At 59.3% G+C, this 17,247-nt stretch carries 17 protein-coding genes; 16 read left to right on the forward strand and 1 reads right to left on the reverse strand.

The window, feature by feature from the left end; translation table 11 throughout:
* The first annotated feature begins 11 nt into the window (after positions 1–11).
* From HDE72_RS24675 to HDE72_RS24750, 16 genes are all read left to right on the forward strand, one after another.
* Positions 12–1,214: a phage tail tube protein gene (locus tag HDE72_RS24675; protein ID WP_183747372.1), complete on the forward strand. Its 1,203-nt coding sequence runs from the start codon at positions 12–14 to the stop codon at positions 1,212–1,214.
* 94 nt (positions 1,215–1,308) lie between these two features.
* Positions 1,309–1,815, forward strand: a complete 507-nt coding sequence (locus HDE72_RS24680) for a BRO family protein (RefSeq protein ID WP_183747375.1) — start codon at positions 1,309–1,311, stop codon at positions 1,813–1,815.
* 121 nt (positions 1,816–1,936) lie between these two features.
* Positions 1,937–2,410 carry a hypothetical protein gene (locus tag HDE72_RS24685; protein ID WP_183747378.1) on the forward strand — a complete coding sequence of 158 codons (474 nt, stop codon included), beginning with the start codon at positions 1,937–1,939 and terminating at the stop codon, positions 2,408–2,410.
* 80 nt (positions 2,411–2,490) lie between these two features.
* Positions 2,491–2,757 (forward strand): phage tail assembly chaperone, encoded by a 267-nt coding sequence (locus tag HDE72_RS24690; RefSeq protein ID WP_465221361.1) that lies wholly within the window; start codon positions 2,491–2,493, stop codon positions 2,755–2,757.
* Positions 2,757–7,931, forward strand: coding sequence for a hypothetical protein (locus HDE72_RS24695; protein WP_183747384.1), 5,175 nt, complete (start codon positions 2,757–2,759; stop codon positions 7,929–7,931). Before HDE72_RS24690 ends, HDE72_RS24695 begins: the two co-directional genes overlap by 1 nt.
* Positions 7,928–9,406 (forward strand): hypothetical protein, encoded by a 1,479-nt coding sequence (locus HDE72_RS24700; RefSeq protein ID WP_183747386.1) that lies wholly within the window; start codon positions 7,928–7,930, stop codon positions 9,404–9,406. Before HDE72_RS24695 ends, HDE72_RS24700 begins: the two co-directional genes overlap by 4 nt.
* The gene (locus HDE72_RS24705; protein ID WP_183747388.1) at positions 9,403–11,442 is read left to right on the forward strand and encodes a hypothetical protein; all 2,040 of its coding nucleotides are present in this window, start codon (positions 9,403–9,405) and stop codon (positions 11,440–11,442) included. Before HDE72_RS24700 ends, HDE72_RS24705 begins: the two co-directional genes overlap by 4 nt.
* Before the next feature lies 1 nt (position 11,443).
* A complete protein-coding gene (locus HDE72_RS24710) occupies positions 11,444–12,298 on the forward strand; it encodes a hypothetical protein (RefSeq protein WP_183747391.1) in 855 nt (284 codons plus the stop codon).
* Positions 12,299–13,498 carry a hypothetical protein gene (locus tag HDE72_RS24715; RefSeq protein WP_183747394.1) on the forward strand — a complete coding sequence of 400 codons (1,200 nt, stop codon included), beginning with the start codon at positions 12,299–12,301 and terminating at the stop codon, positions 13,496–13,498.
* Positions 13,499–13,570: 72 nt separating this feature from the next.
* Positions 13,571–13,933, forward strand: coding sequence for a restriction endonuclease (locus HDE72_RS24720; protein WP_183747397.1), 363 nt, complete (start codon positions 13,571–13,573; stop codon positions 13,931–13,933).
* A 5-nt stretch (positions 13,934–13,938) separates the two neighbouring features.
* A complete protein-coding gene (locus HDE72_RS24725) occupies positions 13,939–14,199 on the forward strand; it encodes a hypothetical protein (protein WP_260176903.1) in 261 nt (86 codons plus the stop codon).
* Positions 14,196–14,720, forward strand: coding sequence for a glycoside hydrolase family 19 protein (locus HDE72_RS24730; protein ID WP_221291396.1), 525 nt, complete (start codon positions 14,196–14,198; stop codon positions 14,718–14,720). The genes HDE72_RS24725 and HDE72_RS24730 overlap by 4 nt, the downstream gene beginning before the upstream one ends.
* Positions 14,717–15,112 carry a hypothetical protein gene (locus HDE72_RS24735; RefSeq protein ID WP_183747403.1) on the forward strand — a complete coding sequence of 132 codons (396 nt, stop codon included), beginning with the start codon at positions 14,717–14,719 and terminating at the stop codon, positions 15,110–15,112. Before HDE72_RS24730 ends, HDE72_RS24735 begins: the two co-directional genes overlap by 4 nt.
* Positions 15,109–15,381, forward strand: a complete 273-nt coding sequence (locus HDE72_RS24740) for a hypothetical protein (protein WP_183747405.1) — start codon at positions 15,109–15,111, stop codon at positions 15,379–15,381. Before HDE72_RS24735 ends, HDE72_RS24740 begins: the two co-directional genes overlap by 4 nt.
* Positions 15,382–15,414: 33 nt before the next feature.
* Positions 15,415–16,098 (forward strand): SOS response-associated peptidase, encoded by a 684-nt coding sequence (locus HDE72_RS24745; RefSeq protein WP_183747408.1) that lies wholly within the window; start codon positions 15,415–15,417, stop codon positions 16,096–16,098.
* A 45-nt stretch (positions 16,099–16,143) separates the two neighbouring features.
* On the forward strand, positions 16,144–16,536 hold the full coding sequence (locus HDE72_RS24750) for a hypothetical protein (protein ID WP_183747411.1): 393 nt from the start codon (positions 16,144–16,146) through the stop codon (positions 16,534–16,536).
* On the opposite strand, the gene HDE72_RS24755 is transcribed toward HDE72_RS24750, so the two are convergent.
* Entirely contained in the window at positions 16,510–16,710 is a 201-nt protein-coding gene (locus HDE72_RS24755) for a hypothetical protein (protein ID WP_183747414.1), read from the reverse strand. The genes HDE72_RS24750 and HDE72_RS24755 overlap by 27 nt on opposite strands.
* Between the last annotated feature and the right edge of the window lie 537 nt (positions 16,711–17,247).

Genomic DNA, 17,247 nt, shown 5'->3' on the forward strand with positions numbered 1-17,247 from the left:
CAATCCACACCATGACCACAGCAAACGGCATTGACAGCCTGCTCGTTATCGCCAAACAGCCAGCGGAAGGCATGAAGGCCCTGGCCGCCAGCGGCAAGCTCTATCCGCGTGTCACCGCAACGTTCGACACGGACGCCGACAAGTACAGCTCGGCCGAGATCGACCCCAGCCAACAGCAGAGCGATACGCGCCTGGGCAACTTCCGCACTTCGGGTGCCATCAAAGGCGAGGCATCGTGCGGCACCTATGCGCCGCTGCTGGCCGCGCTGCTGCGCCGCGACTTCACAGCTGGCGGCCTGACCACTGCACAAAACACTATTGCAGCAACCACCACGGGCCTGACGCGTAGCGCCGGCTCGTTCCTGGCTGATGGCCACCGCGCTGGTTCGGTAGTGCGTATCGGCGGTTTTCTGACCGCGGGCCTGGCCAACAACGGCAAGAACTTCTTCGTGACGGCCGTCACCGCCACCAAGCTGACCGGTCAATTCATGAATGGCAGCGCCATGACCGCGAAGGCGGAAGGCGATCCCGTGACCGTGACGGCGCCAGGCAAACGCAGCTTCACGCCACTGACCGGCCACACCACGGACTGGTTCACGGCGGAAGTGCAAGATCCCGGCATTGCCGTTAATCGCTGCTTCATCGACCAACTGGTGAGCAAGGTCGACCTGTCAGTGCAGCCGAACGGTATCACCAGCATGGATTTCACGCTGATGGGCAAGCTGGAAGGTGAGACAACGCCCGCCGCATATTTTGCTGCGCCCTCAGCGACGCCCGGTACCGGCAAGTTTTCCGGCGCCACTGCGATTCTGTCGGTGGCCGGCATTCCATCGCAGATTTGCACGGGCATGTCGCTGTCGCTCGATGGCCAGGTCAAGATTGATCCGGTGATCGGCTCCAAGTTTGCCACGGCCGCCTCGCGCGGCAAGGTGATCGGCTCGGGTCAATTCACTGTGCTGATGCAGGATTCAGCCTATATCGACTACTTCAAACAAGAAGTCGAACTGCCGCTGGCCTACGCCATGGCAGCCAGCACGGCGCCGTTGTCGGAAGTCATGACGATCGCCATGGGCCGCATCAAGATCACTTCGGCCAAGGTTGACGATGGCGAGAAAAACAAGATCGTGACCTGTGCTTTCGACGTTCTGCGCTACCAGGGCACTGATGCGCAGCACGAGGCTACAACGGTCAGCTTCCAGGATTCGAGCTTGTAACCGGCAGGCCCGGCCACGCGCCGGGCCTGATCCCTCTGCCGTCTACCAGTGGCTTTTTTGCGCCCACTGGGGCTGCACATGAAAGGCAATCGCCATGCAAGAATTGAAATTTAACGATCACACATTCAAATTGGTCGAAAGCGACGGGAAAACTTGGCTTTCGGCTGCCGATATCGCCACCGCCCTCGGCTATAGCAGGTCAGACCAAGTGTCTCGCATTTTCTTGCGGCATCAGCGTGAATTCTCGCCTTCGATGACGCTGATTTTTCGGAACACCACTTTGGGTTTTGGTGTTCAGCCATCGGACACGCGGCTGTTCAGCTTGCGCGGAGCACACCTGGTCGGCATGTTTGCACGCACAAACAAAGGTGTTGAGTTCCGCGCCTGGGTGCTTGATCAGCTTGAAGAACTTGAACGACAAGCGGCACCAGCGCGCTCACTGATGGCGGCATGGTTCAAGGCCAAAGCCGCCGTCGACGCGCAAGACAAGTTCGCCAGCATGTGCGGCAAAGGCCTGAGCGAGCATAAGCGGGCCAAGCCTCCACTTGAAAAGGCGCTCGAACAGATATCCACTCATATTCAACCATCACTTCTTTCCTGACCCGGCCCCGCGCCGGGTTTTCTTTTGGGCGCAAGCCAACCCCAGCACCGGCTGGTCGCTGTCGCCTTCGTGGGCGCAGCGGCCGGCACGGGCATTGTCAAACCCACGAAAGGCACTACCCATGAACAACGATCAAGCCCCAGCAGTCCTGAACGCAGCCCAAGCCATCGCGGCTATTGGCTTCGATATCGCCAACCTGTCCGCGCCGGCTGAGCGCGTCACCTTCGACGTGCCCGTGATCTTCGACGCCGATGGCGAGCCTGTCGCCGGCCTGCGCATCGTCGGCAAGAATTCCGACGAATACCGCAAGGAAAGCCACGCCGTGCGCGCCGAAGGCTACAAAAAGTCCGCCCGTCGCAAGACCGCAATCGATGCCTCGACTGACGAAGGCGCCGATCAGCTGGTGAGCACCATCGACGGCAACCAGAAGCGCCTCGCCCTGGCCGTGACGGTGGACTGGTACGGATTCACCAGCAATGGCGCGCCCGTGGCGTTCGATAAAGCCCTGGTGGCCGCCGCATTCGACAAGTTCACCACCTGGCAAGACCGTGTGACGACCGCCCTGGAAAACGACGCCAATTTTTTGAAAGTCTGATCCGGGCCCTGCTGCTGTACGCCGATCACCAGTTTGATCGCGCGTCAGCGGCAGGTGATGGGAATGCCAAGGGTAATCACCTGGATGCGGCACGGCAAAACCCGCTATACCGCGCGCCTGAGGCGCCAGCCGTGCCGCAACTGCCGCCAGAGCTGGAATACATCTGGACCTGGTTCACGCAGCTGAACCAGAAGCGCCAATGCGGCATGGCCGTGAATTCGCTATCCAGCGCCGAGATATTGGCCTGGCAGGCGCGCCACGGCATCCGCTTCGAGCCATTCGAGGAATCAGTCATCGACCGCCTTGATGCGCTGTTTATTTATCACCAACACAAGAAGGACAAATAATGCCTGATATCGCCACGCTCGGAATCTCACTGGATACTCGGCAGGTGGCCGATGGAAGCAAGGTTCTCGATGCGCTTGGCGATACTGCGACAAGAATGGAGCAAAAGGTTGCCGGGGCAACTGCCGCTGTTGATAAGTTAGGTGAGGCAAACGCAACGAACAAGGCAAAAGCCACTGAAGGGGCTGCTGCAGTGGAGTCCGTGGGCGAGGCCAGTTCGCGTACAGCCCAAAAGGTAAGCGCTGCAAGCACCTCGGTGGATACGCTTAGCGCGTCGCTTGAGCGCATTAAATCGACTTCATCGGCTGGTGCTAGCGGCCTCGACGGCTTCATGAATTCCACTAATGCTGTTTGGCGCAGTGGCGATGCATCAAAATCGGTTGATGCAATGGGTGCCGCCTGGAGGCGGACGGCTGACTACAGCACCGTCAATACGTCAATGAAGGACACCGTCCAGGTTATGCGTCAGTTTGATGTCGCCGCCCGCGCTAATGCGCAGGCGACGATGGCGCTCGGAGGAGCAACGGGCCAACTTACACTTGGTCAACAGCAACTCATTGAGCGCATGCGCGAGCAGGCCGCCACCATTGGCATGAGCCGCACGCAGTTGCTAGCCTATCAGGCAGCACAAATGGGGGTGACCAAGGAGACTCAAGATTCCATCGCTAAGATGAAGGCATACGAGGATTCAATAAAGGCTGCCGCAAAAGCAAAAGACGATGCCGCAAAGTCATCGGGATTTTTGGCTGACGCTGTCAAGGGACTTGTGGCGGCTTATGCTGCATTGAAGATCGCGGACTACGTTAAAGAGTCAGCCCTTCTTGCATCGCGCTATGAAACTTTGGGCGTGGTGATGGAGGTAGTGGGGCGCAATGCCGGTTACACCAAGACGCAGATGTTAACCGCTACTCAAGCCATCGCCGCACAAGGCATCACAATGGTCGAGTCGCGTGAGTCCGCCGTAAAACTGGTTCAGGCCCACGTCGACCTTAAGAATGCAACAGTGCTGGCGCGCATCGCCCAAGACGCGGCAGTAATTGGTCACCTAAACTCATCCGACGCCTTCGATCGCTTAGTCAATGGCATTTCGCGCGGCAACGTTCTAATTCTGCGAAACATTGGTATTAACGTGAATTTGCAGTCTGCTTATCGCCAGATGGCCGACGAGCTAGGCAAGACCACAAAAGAGTTGACTGAGAACGAGCGTGTTCAGGCCAGGCTCAATGCTGTAATTGAGCGCGGCTCCGACATCGCTGGCACCTATACGGCAAGTATGGACACTGCCGGCAAGCAGATCACCTCGATGCAGCGTTACGTCACCGACCTAAAAACTCAGTTTGGCGAGACGTTTAATGAGGTGCTGACCATTTCAGTTATGGCGCTCACGAGATCGCTCAAGGATGCTAATGGCGAGGTGAGCGCGCTGTCGAAGAACAACAGTCTTGAAGAATGGGGGCACGGCCTCGCCTCAACCTTTGTTTGGCTGGCCAATACCGTGAGCAATGCGAGCACTGTTCTGCAAAAGGCATGGGCGTGGGCGGATTTAAAAACTGAGCAGGGGCGCATATTAGATAGTTACGAAGATAAAATCGATGCAAATGCATCCGATGGGTCGATTGGCGCTGACGAGCGCAAGCGAAGGTACGACAGGATAAAGGCTCAAGGGGCGAGTGAACTCGCTCAATCAAAGGCTGAGTATGAGGTGAGGCAGGCCCAGCTCACGGATGGATTTGATAGGTTCGAAAAAGCAGAGGACGCACGCAATGCGGCCAGGACTGCCAAGCGCAAGGCGGAGGCGGATGCGCAACTTAAGGTTGATACTGACTATGCAAAGGCAGCATCCGACATTCTTTTGCAGTCAGCCAACGCCGGGGCCGCCGCCCAAGAGGTTGCGCGCAAGAAGGTAATTGATCTCTACAGCAAGACTTACATCGGCAACCCGAATTACCGCGATACCGAAAGCCCTGAGCCGAAGGCAAAGGTTGACCGTGCCGAGAATACTCGCCTGACTGCTCAAATCGAGGCGTACGAGCGTGAGCTGTCCGAAACCAAGGCGCATTATGCCGCGCTTGGGAAATTGGATGATCTGTATATCAAAGCTGGCGAATTGTCAGCGGGACAAGCATATGAGAACAAGCGGCAATACGCCCAAGAAACCTATGCGGCGGAAGTTGACGCCTATCAGCTGGAGTTAGAGGCGCTTAGAAGTCACAAAAGTGCAACCGAGGCGGAAGAGGAGCGGCACCAGAAGGAAATTAAGGCGATTCTCGGGAAGCTGGACGCCGCAGAGAAGGCATTTTTTGATGAGAGAAGGCTCCGTGATGAGGAAGAGCGCCTTCGCAAGGCCGGCATCGTGGCCGCATCAGACGAGGCATCCGGTAAATACATCTTCACCCTCAATCAAGAAGCCAAGAAGATCGAGGAAGCGAATCGCGCTCACGGCAAGGCGGCAACATTCCTTGAGCGCGAGGAAATTGCACGCCTGGACCTGGCAATTGCGTATCAAAAGCAATTCATGCGCGGTCAAGAGGCTGCTGGCGCCACGGATGAGGAAATCGCCCAGGCGCCGAAGATCCTCCAGTTCCTTGAGGACCAGCGCGCAGCACGGGCACGCTTGGCGAATGCGGCAGACCAGCAAGACATCATTGCCAAGAATTACGAGGCCAACAAGAAAATGTGGGAGTCGATCGATTCGACAGCCCACGATACCTTCGTTTCTATCTTCGACTCGGGCAAGTCCGCTTTTGATCGCCTGCGCGACACGCTGAAAAACGGTCTGCTGGACCTGCTGTACCAGATGACCATCAAGAAATGGATATTCAATATTGGCGCGTCTGTGACCGGTGCGGGGATGGGTGGCGTGGCCAATGCCGGTGATTTGGCCAGTATGGGTGGCGCAGGCGGGATGGCGGGCGGCATCGGCAGCACTGTCGGCCTCATCAATAGCGCCAAAAATGCCTACACCATTGCTACACAAGGATTTGCGGGCGTCACGGCCGGCATGGGCTCGGGCATGGTTAGCCTGGGAACAATGTTCGGTTCTAGTGCCCTGGAGGCATTTGGTGCCGGCTTCGGCAGCACGGGCATGGTGGCTGCGGGTGATGCTGCTGGAATGTATGCCGCTTCTGGCGCCGTTGGCAATGCCGGCGCAGTCACGGCTGGCGCATACACCGGGGCTGCGGTTACGGCGGCGGCTGGTATTGCTGCTGGCGTATTGAGCGGAAACATGATAGCCGGGCAATACGGTAGTAGCAATAACGTAAAGGGCGGGGCACTCGCTGGTGCGGGCATAGGCTGGTATTTCGGCGGCGCCACCGGGGCCGCTATCGGTGGGTTTTTGGGTGGCGCTGTCGGCGGCATAGGCAATCGCCTTTTCGGTATGGGCGATAAGCGGTATGGCGATATGGGGATCACCGGGACGCTGACGGGTACAGGGTTTAGCGGTGAAGAGTACGCAAAATGGACGCAAAAAGGCGGCTATTTCAGGAGTGACAAGGCTGATACGGATCGCAAGGCTGTTGATGCGACCACGTCCAATGCGTTTATTGATACCTACGCGGCCATCCGTAAGGTGTCGGCTACCTTGGCAGAAACGCTGGGAGTGGACACCTCCAGCCTGGCCACCCGTTCGCAGGCATTAAATATCAACTTGACCGGCCTGAAAACTGAGGCGGAGAAATTGGAGGCGGTCACCAAGTTCTTTGTTGGCGTGGGCAACGATATCGCTGTCGAGTTGGTTCCTAATATTGCCTCATTCAAGATTGGCACTGAAGAGCTGAGCACGACGCTGGAGCGTGTGTCACACAACTATGCTGGCGTGGACATGGTGCTACAGCTGATTGGTCGCACCTCGCAAGAAGCGTTTGGCTCGGTGGGAGTTGCATCTATTGGCGCGCGCGAAAACCTTGTCAAGTTGGCGGGTAGCCTTGATGCACTCGCTAACGGAACGACTTTTTTCGCTGAAAACTTCCTGACGGAAGCGGAGCGCATGAAGCCGGTGCTGTCAACTGTCGCCGATACCCTGGCCAAGCTGGGAATGTCCGGCGTCAAGACGGCCGAGGACTATAAAAAGGTGGTACTGGGCCTGGACCTGTCCAGTGTTGCCGGGCAGGAAATGTATATCAAGTTGCTGGCCTTGGCACCTGCGTTCAAGGCGGCAACGGACTATACCAATCAGCTGAACGCTGCCACTGGCAACTATGCGGCAGTCGTTAAGACTGCGGCCGAGATCGCCAGTGAACATCTGGATCTGCAAAAACAGCTGAACGAATTGACAAAAAACGCAGCCGAACTACTAGCCATCCAGCGCAGCAGTATCGCCGACGTCAACAAGGCACTGTTTGACCAGGTGCAGGCGGCAAAGGCCGTGGTTTCAGCCAAGGATGCCCTGGCCAAGGCGTATGACGCGGAATCGACAGCGGCCAAGGCGGCGCTGGACAAGTCGAAATCGTGGGTGACCACGCTCAACAGCTTGAATCCCAGCTTCGCCCTGGGTAATCAGTCGACGCTGACTCCGGAGCAGAAATACGCCGAGGCGCGGGCGCAGTTCGAGAAAACCCTGGCGGCAGCCAATGCCGGCGACACGACGGCGCAATCCGGGCTGTCGGCTGCTGAGCAGGCTTTCTTGACTGCTTCACAGGTAGTCAATGCGTCGGACGCCAAATACGCGGCAGATTACGCCCGCGTGATGGCAGCTAACGATGAGGCGCTGAAGTGGGCTGGGGCGCAGGTTGACGTGCAGCAGGCCAGCCTGGATGCACTCAAGGCCCAGGTGTCGGGTCTGATCACCATCAATGACAGCGTGCTGACGGTGGCGCAGGCCATCGCCACGCTGCAGGCGGCGATGGGGGTGTCGGATGGCTTGGGCGTGCGCTTCACCAATGCGCCCGTCTTCGAAGCGCCGGTCGCTCCCGCAGCTTTCGACGTCATGCGCTATTCGGCAGCGGCAAACGTGGGTTCTGATGCGCTGGTCGCGGAAATTCGCGGCCTGCGTGACGACAACAGGGCGATGCGGGATGAGCTCAAGGGGCTGCGTGAGGATCAGGCGCGGCAGACTGGCGCCACCATTCAGGCCAATCAGGAAGCAAATGCCAGCGCTGCCGACAAGGTGGTTAGCGGCGTTGAGAAATCGGCCAAGGCATCGGCGTGGGAAAGAAAGGTGGAATTTTCAAAATGAACGATGCGCAATTCTTACAGTGGCTGCAGGACGACTCGGCCAACCGCGTTGTCCTGATCGAAGCTCAGGTAAACGCGGGCGGCAGTGAGGTGACGCGGTTCATCGCCTCGCGGCTTTACGTTACCGGTCCGCAAGATAGCCCGGCCAACACCGAGTATCTGCCGCTGGCCACCGGCGGCCTGGCCTTCACCGAGCAGGTCAGCCTGACGGCCGAGGCGGGCCTGTCGGGCGGCGATATCGAACTTGATAACGCCGATGGCAGCCTGGATTCCTGGCTGGATGATGTTTGGCGCAATCGCTCGATCAAAGCCTGGGTGGGTGACTCGGCCTGGCCGCGCGCCGACTTCCGCCTGATCTTCGACGGCATCACCGCCGATATCGGCAGCTCGGCGCCGGAAACGCTGAACCTGTCCTTGCGCGACAAGATGCAGCGCCTGGACACGCCAATCACCGAGGCCAAGCTGGGCGGCGCAACGCCGAACAAGGATGCGGTCCTGCCCGTGCCGTTCGGCGAATGCCATAACGTCTCGCCACTTTTGACGGACCCGGTCACCCTGGAATATGGATTTCTGGGCGCTGTCGAGTCAAGTTTTGAGGTGCGTACCAACGGCAAGCCCATCGCCGTAGCGCTGAATGACCAGGCTGGGCGCTTCAACCTGACCACGCCACCGTATTCGGCTGCGATCACGGTCAGCGTGCAGGGCGACAAAGGCGGTGCCGGCGGCACGTATGCGCCGCGCATCGCACCCCTGGTGCGGCGCATTGCCACGGCCTATGGCAAGGAATCGGATCGCTTTACCGATGCCGATCTGGATCTGGCCAACTTGGACACCTTCGATGCCGCGCACCCCCAGCTGGTGGGGCTCTATGTTGCTGACCGCACGAATCAGGCGCAAGCCATCCAGCAACTTGCGGCCAGCGTCGGCGCGCAGGCGCTGATGTCGCGCACTGGCCAGCTACGCCTGGTGCAAGTCGCGCTACCGGCGCCTGGCGTGCCGGTGGAGATCGGTCCCGAGCATATGAAAGAGCATTCCCTGCGCCAGGTGCAGCGCCTGCCGGTGGTGGCGGCCGTCAAGATCGGCTTCGATAAGAACTGGACTGTACAAGCCAGCCTGACTACCAGCATTCCAGCTGAGCACGCGGACCTGTACGCGACGGAATGGCTGACTGAAACAGCAGTAGACGACGCAGTGCGTGCGCGGTATCGCCTGACGGATGACCCGGCACAGATCGATACCTGCCTCAAGACCCGCGCAGATGCGCGCGTGGAAGCGATACGGCGCTTGGCTCTGGGTAAGGCCCAGCGCACTGTTTATGAATTCGATGGAGAGCCTGAGATGATGATGTTGGAACTGGGGCAGCCCGTGCAGCTGCGTGGCGAGCGTTTCCGCCTGCAGGATGGTGTGCCGGGGGTGGTGGTGCTGCTGTCGCATAACTGGCTGGCGGCCCGCGTAACGGTCGGGGTGATGGCTTGAGTGCCATCGGCGGTGAGCGCGATGTGTTGCTGCAAGCGACAGCTGAGCGCTTCAGCACCCTGGCGGATGGCAAGGCGATCTTGATGGCCGGCGCCACGCCCATCTTTCACGTGGACAGCAATGGTGTGGGGGCGCCGGCATCGATCGCCATCACGGCCAAGCCCGTAAATGTGGTGGGCGATATCGTTTTTACCGTGTCGGCAGGTACGGCGTTGCGGGTGAATGGCAATGTGGCCACGGTCGATTTTGCCACCATGGGCACCGATACCGCCCTGGTGCAGGCGCGTATCCGTGAATTTGGCGTCGATTACATCGCCAACTATATGGTCAGCAAAGTCTTTGACGGCAAGACTGGGGATACTGGCTTGGCAGGCCTGAATACCGGCCAGGCGTTTGCCTATAAGCGGGCCACCGTGGCGCCGATCGATTCGCCGGGTGATGTGGTCTTTACGTTCTCTACCGCGAGCATCACGACCCCGGCCGGCAATGACCTGGCCAATGGCTGGTCGAAGAACATACCAGCTGGCACGGCGCCGCTGTACGTGCGCGTGGCGTCGGCCAGTTCGCGCAATGCCATGAGTAACATCGTAAGCAATGAATGGGCGGCGGCAGTGCAGCTGGCCAAGGACGGCGCGGATGGCTTGAATGTGTCTTCAGTACGCATCTTCCAGCGCGGCACGACCAACATCGCTCCAGCGCTGCCCACGGCAAGGTGCACCTTCACTTTTGCCACCGGCGCCTTGGCCGGCCTGAATGGCGGCTGGTCGACCCAGGTGCCAACCACGGGCGGCGGGTACTTATTTACATCTGGCGCCACGGCAGCAGGGCGCGGCGCCACCGATGATATCGAGGCCAATGAGTGGGCCGCTGCTGCGCGCCTGGCTGCCGATGGCGCTGCCGGCCAGCGCGGCACCGTGACGGTGACGGCGCCGGGTTACTCGTCCTGGTCGGATGCGTCGGCCGTGTACGAATTGGGGCTTGCTGGCTACGGCGCACCGATCAATCGCGACACGGTGACGCTGTATGACGCTAAAAATGCCGTGACAAAGTTCTTTGTCGATGGTGCCTGGCTTGCCCTGGGCACCGTGTTGAACGGCAATCTGCTGGTGGATGGCACGGTGGCGGCGAAGGCGCTGGCAGTCGACAAACTATCCGCGGTGTCCGCGAACCTGGGTAATGTGACTGCTGGCGACTTATACGGTACGACGTTGCACGGCGGACCTGGCTACCCAACCAATGCTTACGCCTGGCCCAGCAATGGCGGCAGCGGTTTCCACCTGAGCGCAGCCGGTTTGCTTCTTGGAAATAAAGCGGCCGGGCGGTACGTCGAGTTGCGGGAGAGCGGCGATATCGACACGCCGCAGTTCAAAACAGTCGGTGGGAAGGCGGAATTTACAGGAGATATTTTTACGGGTGTTGCGCCTGGATTTCGAATAGAGATGGGGCCAGGCGATCCGGTATATGCCATGTGGGCGGGTTCGGGCGCTAAAAACGATACGAACGCAATTTTTTTCCTCAAGCGCTCTGGCGCCGGCTATTTTGGTGGATCGCTGTCGGCGGGTACGCTGCGAACATCGGTTACAAACCCCACATTTGGCCCGTCGCAAAGCGTCACTACCGGCCCATTTGGCAGTAATGGCGGCTCAATTACCGTGGTAGGTAGCATCGATATGACTTCCCAGGAGACGTCATACAACTACAATTTCAGTGCCGGGGAGGGATCGACCGGATGCAATTTTACGCTGTTCAGAAGGCTGGGAAATGATGCTGAGGTGCCGGTCCATACCTTCTATCTGCTCGGCGTTGCATCATATGACAACTACGGATCAGTTGACGATCTGTCTAGCGCCACGCGTAGCCTGAATGGATCATTCACATTTGTAGATCCTGTGAAGTCTACGTTGCCTCGCACCTATCGACTCGCCACCGCGATCACTTATCAGGAGTTTAAGTACACCAAGAAAATAGGTGCGCCACCCGTGCTTGATCTCGGGGGGGCTAGCGGTCAGCGCCTCACTATCATCACTACGGAATAGTATGCCAAATCTACGCATCATCCACGATAACGCGGCCGACCGCGCCGTGCTGGCTGCATCGAGCCAAACCGGCGCACTGGGCCCGGTCAACTTGCAGCGCGACAGCAAGTCATCCGTGCTGCGTGCCAACAGCACGGTCCAAACCATCACCGCCACCTGGCCAACGCAGGAATCCATCGCCTGCGTCGCGCTGATCTTCACCAACATGACCAGCAGCGCGCGCATGCGGGTGCGCGGCTATGCCCAGCCTGGCGATAGCGTGCCTGTGCTGGACACCGGCAGCATCTTCCCATGCCGTGCAGCCGTGCACGGCTCCTTCCCCTGGGGCGTGCTGCCGCTGGGCTGGAACGCGTACAAGGCGGGCGGCGTGAATACCTGGTCGCGTGGCGGCGGCGCCGATGGCGTGGCCTGGTTCGCTCCGGTACGCGTGCGCAAGCTGGTGATCGACGTATCGGCGCCGCAATGTCCGGAAGGCTACCTGGAGATATCGCGCCTGGTGGCCGGCAATTACTGGTCTCCCGAATACAACGCCGACTATGGTGCCCAGCTGCTGGTGCAGGACAGAAGCGAAGATTACCGTACGGCCGCCGGCGACCTGAAAACCGCCAAGGGCACCATCAGCGACAAGCTGAGCATCAACCTGTCACACCTGGGTCCCATGGACCGCGCCCGCCTGATGCGCATCTTGCGCGAAAACGGCGGGGGCAAGGCCATGCTGTTCAGCCTATTCCCGGAAGACCCGGACCCGCTGCTGGAGCAGGACCATATGCTGTATGGCAAGGCCAGCAATATCGACGCGGTGGCCACGCCGTACTTTGAAACCTATTCCGCACCACTGCAAATCGAAGGAATTTAAATGGCTGACAAATTTTATGACGGTATGCCGAACGTCAACGAAGAGCTGAACAAGATGAATGCGGCGTTTGAGAAGGGGCCGTATAACGCGCTGCCACTAACAGGAGGGGCGTTGACTGGGCCTGTCACCAGTACCTCTCGCATCTCGGCTGAGAGTCTGGTGGGGGGCGCAGGAGTAACAGCTGGCGCCGTCGGCTGGACGGCGAGCGCTATTCAGGCCCCCAATAACGGCGCTGCTGGTGCATCAGGCGTGTATTACGATGTTGCCGCATATGGCGTAACCAGCGCACCCGGTGTATGGGGTGGCCGATTTAGTTGGTCCACCTGCGGTGGGTTTGGTAGCGCATTTTCCGCTGGCTACAAGATGATTTTACGTGCCACTGATGCATCCACAATGATTCCATCCAGCCCCATTCTGGAGGTGACTGGGTCGGGCGACGTGTCAATTGGGCGTTTCCTCACTGCAGGGCCAGTTGCGGTGGCCAGCAAACATCAGCTATATCGAGACGTTGCTGAATTTGGTGAAATCTTACGAGTGGCCCGTGCTAACCCTTGGTCGTGCTTTGCAATCAATGGATCGAGTGGAACTGGCGGCTGGGGCGCCGGCGCGTCCGTGATGTATGTGGGCCGAAATTCCACGACGGGCCGCTCAATAGGTACTGCTGGCACAATCAACGCCAGCGGTGCTGACTATGCCGAGTATATGGTCAAATCCCCTTTTTGCAGCCCGGTTGCACCAGGCCAAATCATCGGCATTGATGCCAGCGGCAAGTTGACGGATCAGTGGGGCGATGCGATTTCGTTTGTTGTCAAATCGACCGATCCTTGTATGGTCGGTGGTGACAGTTGGTCGCAAGATATTGGAGGGCGGCCCGCAGGTTCCGAGCGCACCGAAAATATGGATGACGAGGAATGGGCTGCGATTGAGGTCGGCATTGAAGCAGCGCAGGCTGCATTTGACGTGGCGCTTGAGGCTGCTCGTCAGAAGGTCGACCGCATTGCATTTTCTGGCCAGGTTCCCGTCAATGTAATGGGCGCTTTGCCAGGGCAATACATCGTGCCGTCCCAGGACGGTGACAGCATCGCCGGGTTGGCTATCAATGAGGATGATATGACCCTTAAGCAATACATGCGCTCCATCGGCAAGGTGATCGCCATCGAGGATGATGGCCGCGCGCGCATCATTATCAAGGTTGCATAGTCCGCCTCGACCCGCAATCACCACAAACCCGCTTCGGCGGGTTTTTTCATTTCCACCACCTGAAAGGCAATTATGGCTGAACCCGCAATCACCGCAGCCGGCGGCGCGCTCGCATTGGGCACCGTTACCCTGACCGGCTCGATTCTCGGGCTGGAGTACGAAACGCTGCTCGTTGGCATGTTTGGCGGCCTGGTCGCATTGTCCATGATCGAGCCGACCACGCGCACCAAGATGGTTGTCTCGGTGATTACCAGCGCCCTGGTCGCCGGCTATGTCGGACCGATCGCGCACGCTGGCGCCATGGAATATTTCCCCTGGGCGTCGAAGTCGGCCGAGGCGCTGCGCTGGTTCTGCGCCTTCGCTGCTGGCGTATCGGCGCAGACCATCGTCCCGCTGGCCCTGGGCTGGCTCAAAAAACGCGGAGGTGCGCAATGATTTCAATGAGCCTGCTCATCCTGAACCTGCTGGCCGGCGCCGCGCTGCTCTGCCATGCGCTGTGCGCGCTGAACCACATGAACCGGCACAGCAATCACTTCTACCGTCTGTTTTACTCCCTGCTCGGCGTCGGCGCCATCGCCGTGCTGGCCGGGCCGCTGTATGGCTACACGCAGCCGCAGCCTGGCGAGGTGCTGTTGAACGCCGGCATGACCGGCATCGTGATGGCGGGTTGGTTCGCCAAGAATCGGAGGGCGACACCATGATCGATCTGACCCTGGCCCAACTGGTGGCCATCTTGCCATACTCCCGGCCGCGCGCCGCGACATTCCTGGCGCCGCTGAACGCCGCCATGCGCGAATACGGCATCAACACGCCGGCGCGCCAGGCTTCGTTCCTGTCCCAGGTGGGCCACGAATCCGGCAGCTTGGCCTATGTGCGTGAGCTGGCCAGCGGCGCGGCCTACGAGGGGCGCCGCGACCTGGGCAACACGCAGGCCGGCGACGGCGTGCGTTTCAAGGGGCGCGGTCTGCTGCAGGTGACGGGCCGCGCCAACTACGCCGCCTGCGGCAAGGCGCTGGGCCTGGACCTGTTGGCCAAGCCGGAATTGCTCGAGCAGACCATCAACGCCTGCCGTTCAGCCGGCTGGTTCTGGCAGTCGAAGGGGCTGAATGCGCTGGCTGATGCCGGAGACCAGGTTGCGGTGACGCGGCGCGTGAATGGTGGCACGAATGGCCTGGTAGAGCGCTTGGCCATGTTTGCCGTGGCCAAGCGGGTGCTGGCATGAGCGCCCTGGGCGCGCTGACATCCGGCGCCGTCAGCGGCATATGGAGGGTTGCCGCAATTGCGCTCGCCGCCGTGCTACTGGTGGTGGCCAGCTCAACCGGCACGGGCTGGTGGCTGGCTGCCAGCGACCGCGACGAGGCGCGCGCGGCTCTGGTAGTGGAGCAGGGCGCCAGCGCCGCCCTGCGCACATCAATCGGCGAGCAAAACCGCGCCATCGATGGCATGGCCACCGCCACACTGGTCGCCCAGGAGCGCGGCGCAGCAGCGCAGGCTCAGGCTGCCGCCAAGGTCAAAAAGTACGATGCAGCGCTGGCGCAGATTGCTGGCGCCCGTGCGTCGACCTGCGACGAGGCCATGCCGGCCGTCAGGTTGTTACTGGAGGGCGTGCGATGAGCCTGAAAATCGTCAACTTGACAAAATTGGCAGGTCTGGCCGTGCTGCTGGCTGGCTGCTCCAGTATGCCGCCGCCCGTGGTGCAGCGCGTGGAAATTCCTGTATTTACGCCGTGTGTAAAGATGGAAATACCGCGCCCCGCCTATGAATTCGACAAATTGCCGCCAGTCGTAACGGACGGTGAGATCATCCTGGCGCTGGCGCGGGACTGGCCGCTTGGACAGGCGTATGAGTTGCAGCTGGAAGCAGTCATCGAGGGCTGTCGTTAAGCGTGTCGGCGCAAAATGCATTAAAGTAAACGCATGTGCGCCGACTACACCCCCAGCCGTAAAGAGCAGATCGAAGAAAGTTTTCGAACTGGATACCCTCTGCTCGATTTGCCGCCCGAGGCATGGCCAGGCTACATGGCGCCCATCCTGCGCGGCTCGCAAGAATCGCCAGGGGATCTTGAAATCGCCCCGGCCATGTTCGGCATGGTGCCGCACTGGGCAGACCTCAAGCTTGCACGCCAGACCTACAATGCCCGCACCGAAACGGTAGCCAGCAAGCCATCCTTCCGTAATGCCTGGAAGCGCAAGCAGTTATGCATCATCCCGGCTGCCAACTTTTTCGAACCCAATTACGAAACCGGCAAGCCCGTGCGCTGGCGCATCGAGCGCGCGGACGGCGCCCCGGTGGCGATCGCTGGTATATGGGAATACCGCCCGGCCGATCAGCTGCTGTCGTTCTCGATGTTGACGATCAATGCTGATGGGCACCCGCTCATGCAGCGCTTCCACAAGCCGGAAGACGAAAAGCGCATGGTGATGATCCTTGATCCTGGCCAGTATCAAGGCTGGCTAGACGGTTCACTGATGACGGAGGAGGATGCTTATCGGCAATATCCTGCCGATCTGTTGATTGCGCAGCCCGACCCAATGCAGCCGCGCTCGCGCGCAAAGACACCAACGCCAACTCCTTCGGTAGACCAGGGCGGCTTGTTCTAGTTACAAATTCCGGCTTTTGGTTTTTCGCACTCGGCAATATACTGTATGCATATACAGCATATTGATGGCATTGTTATGAAGATAAGGGTAGTAAAAATGCGCAATGCCGGCGTGGCTGTCGAGCGGCGCATGCTTAATGATCGCTATACCGTCAAGTATTATGGGTGGCTGGTGATCATGGACGTGACCGACCAGGGCTTGCGCCGCCCGGTAAAGGTCGCGCGGCTCAAGCAGCCAGGCAGGCAAGGCCCTGAAATGGAATTGCTCGATCCACACATCATATGGGCCAGCGAAGGCAAGTTCACCCTGGCGGGCTTTGAGCGCGTAAAGAACGAAGAGGGCAAGGCGGTGGAATTCGCCCAGTCCTGGTTGTGCGCACTGGATTTCCGGCCGCCCGAAGAGTTGGACGAATCACGGAACGTCCGCCCGATGCAGTAGCGCATCGCACTTGGCGCCTGCGCTCGCCCATCCCGCTACGCGCTGAGCCTGATCGAGCAGCACGATCACACGGCAGCCGGCCGCCTCGCTCCCGTAGTTCAACTGGAAGTAATCGCCCTGGTGCTGGTAGCTGTCGGGCGTGCCGTAGCGGGCGGCGAGGGTAAAGCTATCCATGTCGATAATATCCGCACGCTCACGTGGAGTTATAGCGCTACATGAACTCAGTGCGAACGCTGCCACCAATAACGATAGTAGATTCATATTGCCGGCCTCGCCTGACGTGCCTCATATTGATAATATATTACGTATTATTGAGGGCATTATGTTGCGTGAACGCATAAGATTGCCATTGATGCTCTCGGTGATGCGTGGAAAGTGGGTGGGATTTCGGGTGTGATTTGCTGGAATTTCCTGAGCCTTTATGGCGCCCTGGAAAAAAATCCCCCTATGAGAACCCTGCAATCGCGTCCTTTTACTGGCATTCACACTGCAGGGGTCGCAAGTTCGAAACTTGCACTTCCCACCAAGAATACGCTGTAAAATCAAGTACTTATATGAAAGCCGACACATTATGTGCTCGGCTTTTTTTATATCTGAGTGATTTTGCTGCTTGAAATGCGGGCCTGAATCGCGGGCCTGAGAAAATGGCCATGGCTGCGTTGCTTGGGCTTGCCGTACATGCGTACTGTCTGCGCCCGCGCGCCTTGCCCT

Origin of the sequence: Janthinobacterium saanense, from assembly GCF_014200675.1 — a bacterium.
Taxonomy (GTDB): Bacteria; Pseudomonadota; Gammaproteobacteria; order Burkholderiales; family Burkholderiaceae_D; genus Janthinobacterium.

What these genes read in the sequence shown, in the direction of transcription:
- HDE72_RS24675 (WP_183747372.1), top strand. Translation starts at nt 12, where the DNA reads ATGACCACAGCAAACGGCATTGACAGCCTGCTCGTTATCGCCAAACAG.
- HDE72_RS24680 (WP_183747375.1), top strand. Translation starts at nt 1,309, where the DNA reads ATGCAAGAATTGAAATTTAACGATCACACATTCAAATTGGTCGAAAGC.
- HDE72_RS24685 (WP_183747378.1), top strand. Translation starts at nt 1,937, where the DNA reads ATGAACAACGATCAAGCCCCAGCAGTCCTGAACGCAGCCCAAGCCATC.
- HDE72_RS24695 (WP_183747384.1), top strand. Translation starts at nt 2,757, where the DNA reads ATGCCTGATATCGCCACGCTCGGAATCTCACTGGATACTCGGCAGGTG.
- HDE72_RS24700 (WP_183747386.1), top strand. Translation starts at nt 7,928, where the DNA reads ATGAACGATGCGCAATTCTTACAGTGGCTGCAGGACGACTCGGCCAAC.
- HDE72_RS24710 (WP_183747391.1), top strand. Translation starts at nt 11,444, where the DNA reads ATGCCAAATCTACGCATCATCCACGATAACGCGGCCGACCGCGCCGTG.
- HDE72_RS24715 (WP_183747394.1), top strand. Translation starts at nt 12,299, where the DNA reads ATGGCTGACAAATTTTATGACGGTATGCCGAACGTCAACGAAGAGCTG.
- HDE72_RS24720 (WP_183747397.1), top strand. Translation starts at nt 13,571, where the DNA reads ATGGCTGAACCCGCAATCACCGCAGCCGGCGGCGCGCTCGCATTGGGC.
- HDE72_RS24725 (WP_260176903.1), top strand. Translation starts at nt 13,939, where the DNA reads ATGAGCCTGCTCATCCTGAACCTGCTGGCCGGCGCCGCGCTGCTCTGC.
- HDE72_RS24730 (WP_221291396.1), top strand. Translation starts at nt 14,196, where the DNA reads ATGATCGATCTGACCCTGGCCCAACTGGTGGCCATCTTGCCATACTCC.
- HDE72_RS24735 (WP_183747403.1), top strand. Translation starts at nt 14,717, where the DNA reads ATGAGCGCCCTGGGCGCGCTGACATCCGGCGCCGTCAGCGGCATATGG.
- HDE72_RS24740 (WP_183747405.1), top strand. Translation starts at nt 15,109, where the DNA reads ATGAGCCTGAAAATCGTCAACTTGACAAAATTGGCAGGTCTGGCCGTG.
- HDE72_RS24745 (WP_183747408.1), top strand. Translation starts at nt 15,415, where the DNA reads ATGTGCGCCGACTACACCCCCAGCCGTAAAGAGCAGATCGAAGAAAGT.
- HDE72_RS24750 (WP_183747411.1), top strand. Translation starts at nt 16,144, where the DNA reads ATGCATATACAGCATATTGATGGCATTGTTATGAAGATAAGGGTAGTA.
- HDE72_RS24755 (WP_183747414.1), bottom strand. Translation starts at nt 16,710, where the DNA reads ATGGATAGCTTTACCCTCGCCGCCCGCTACGGCACGCCCGACAGCTAC.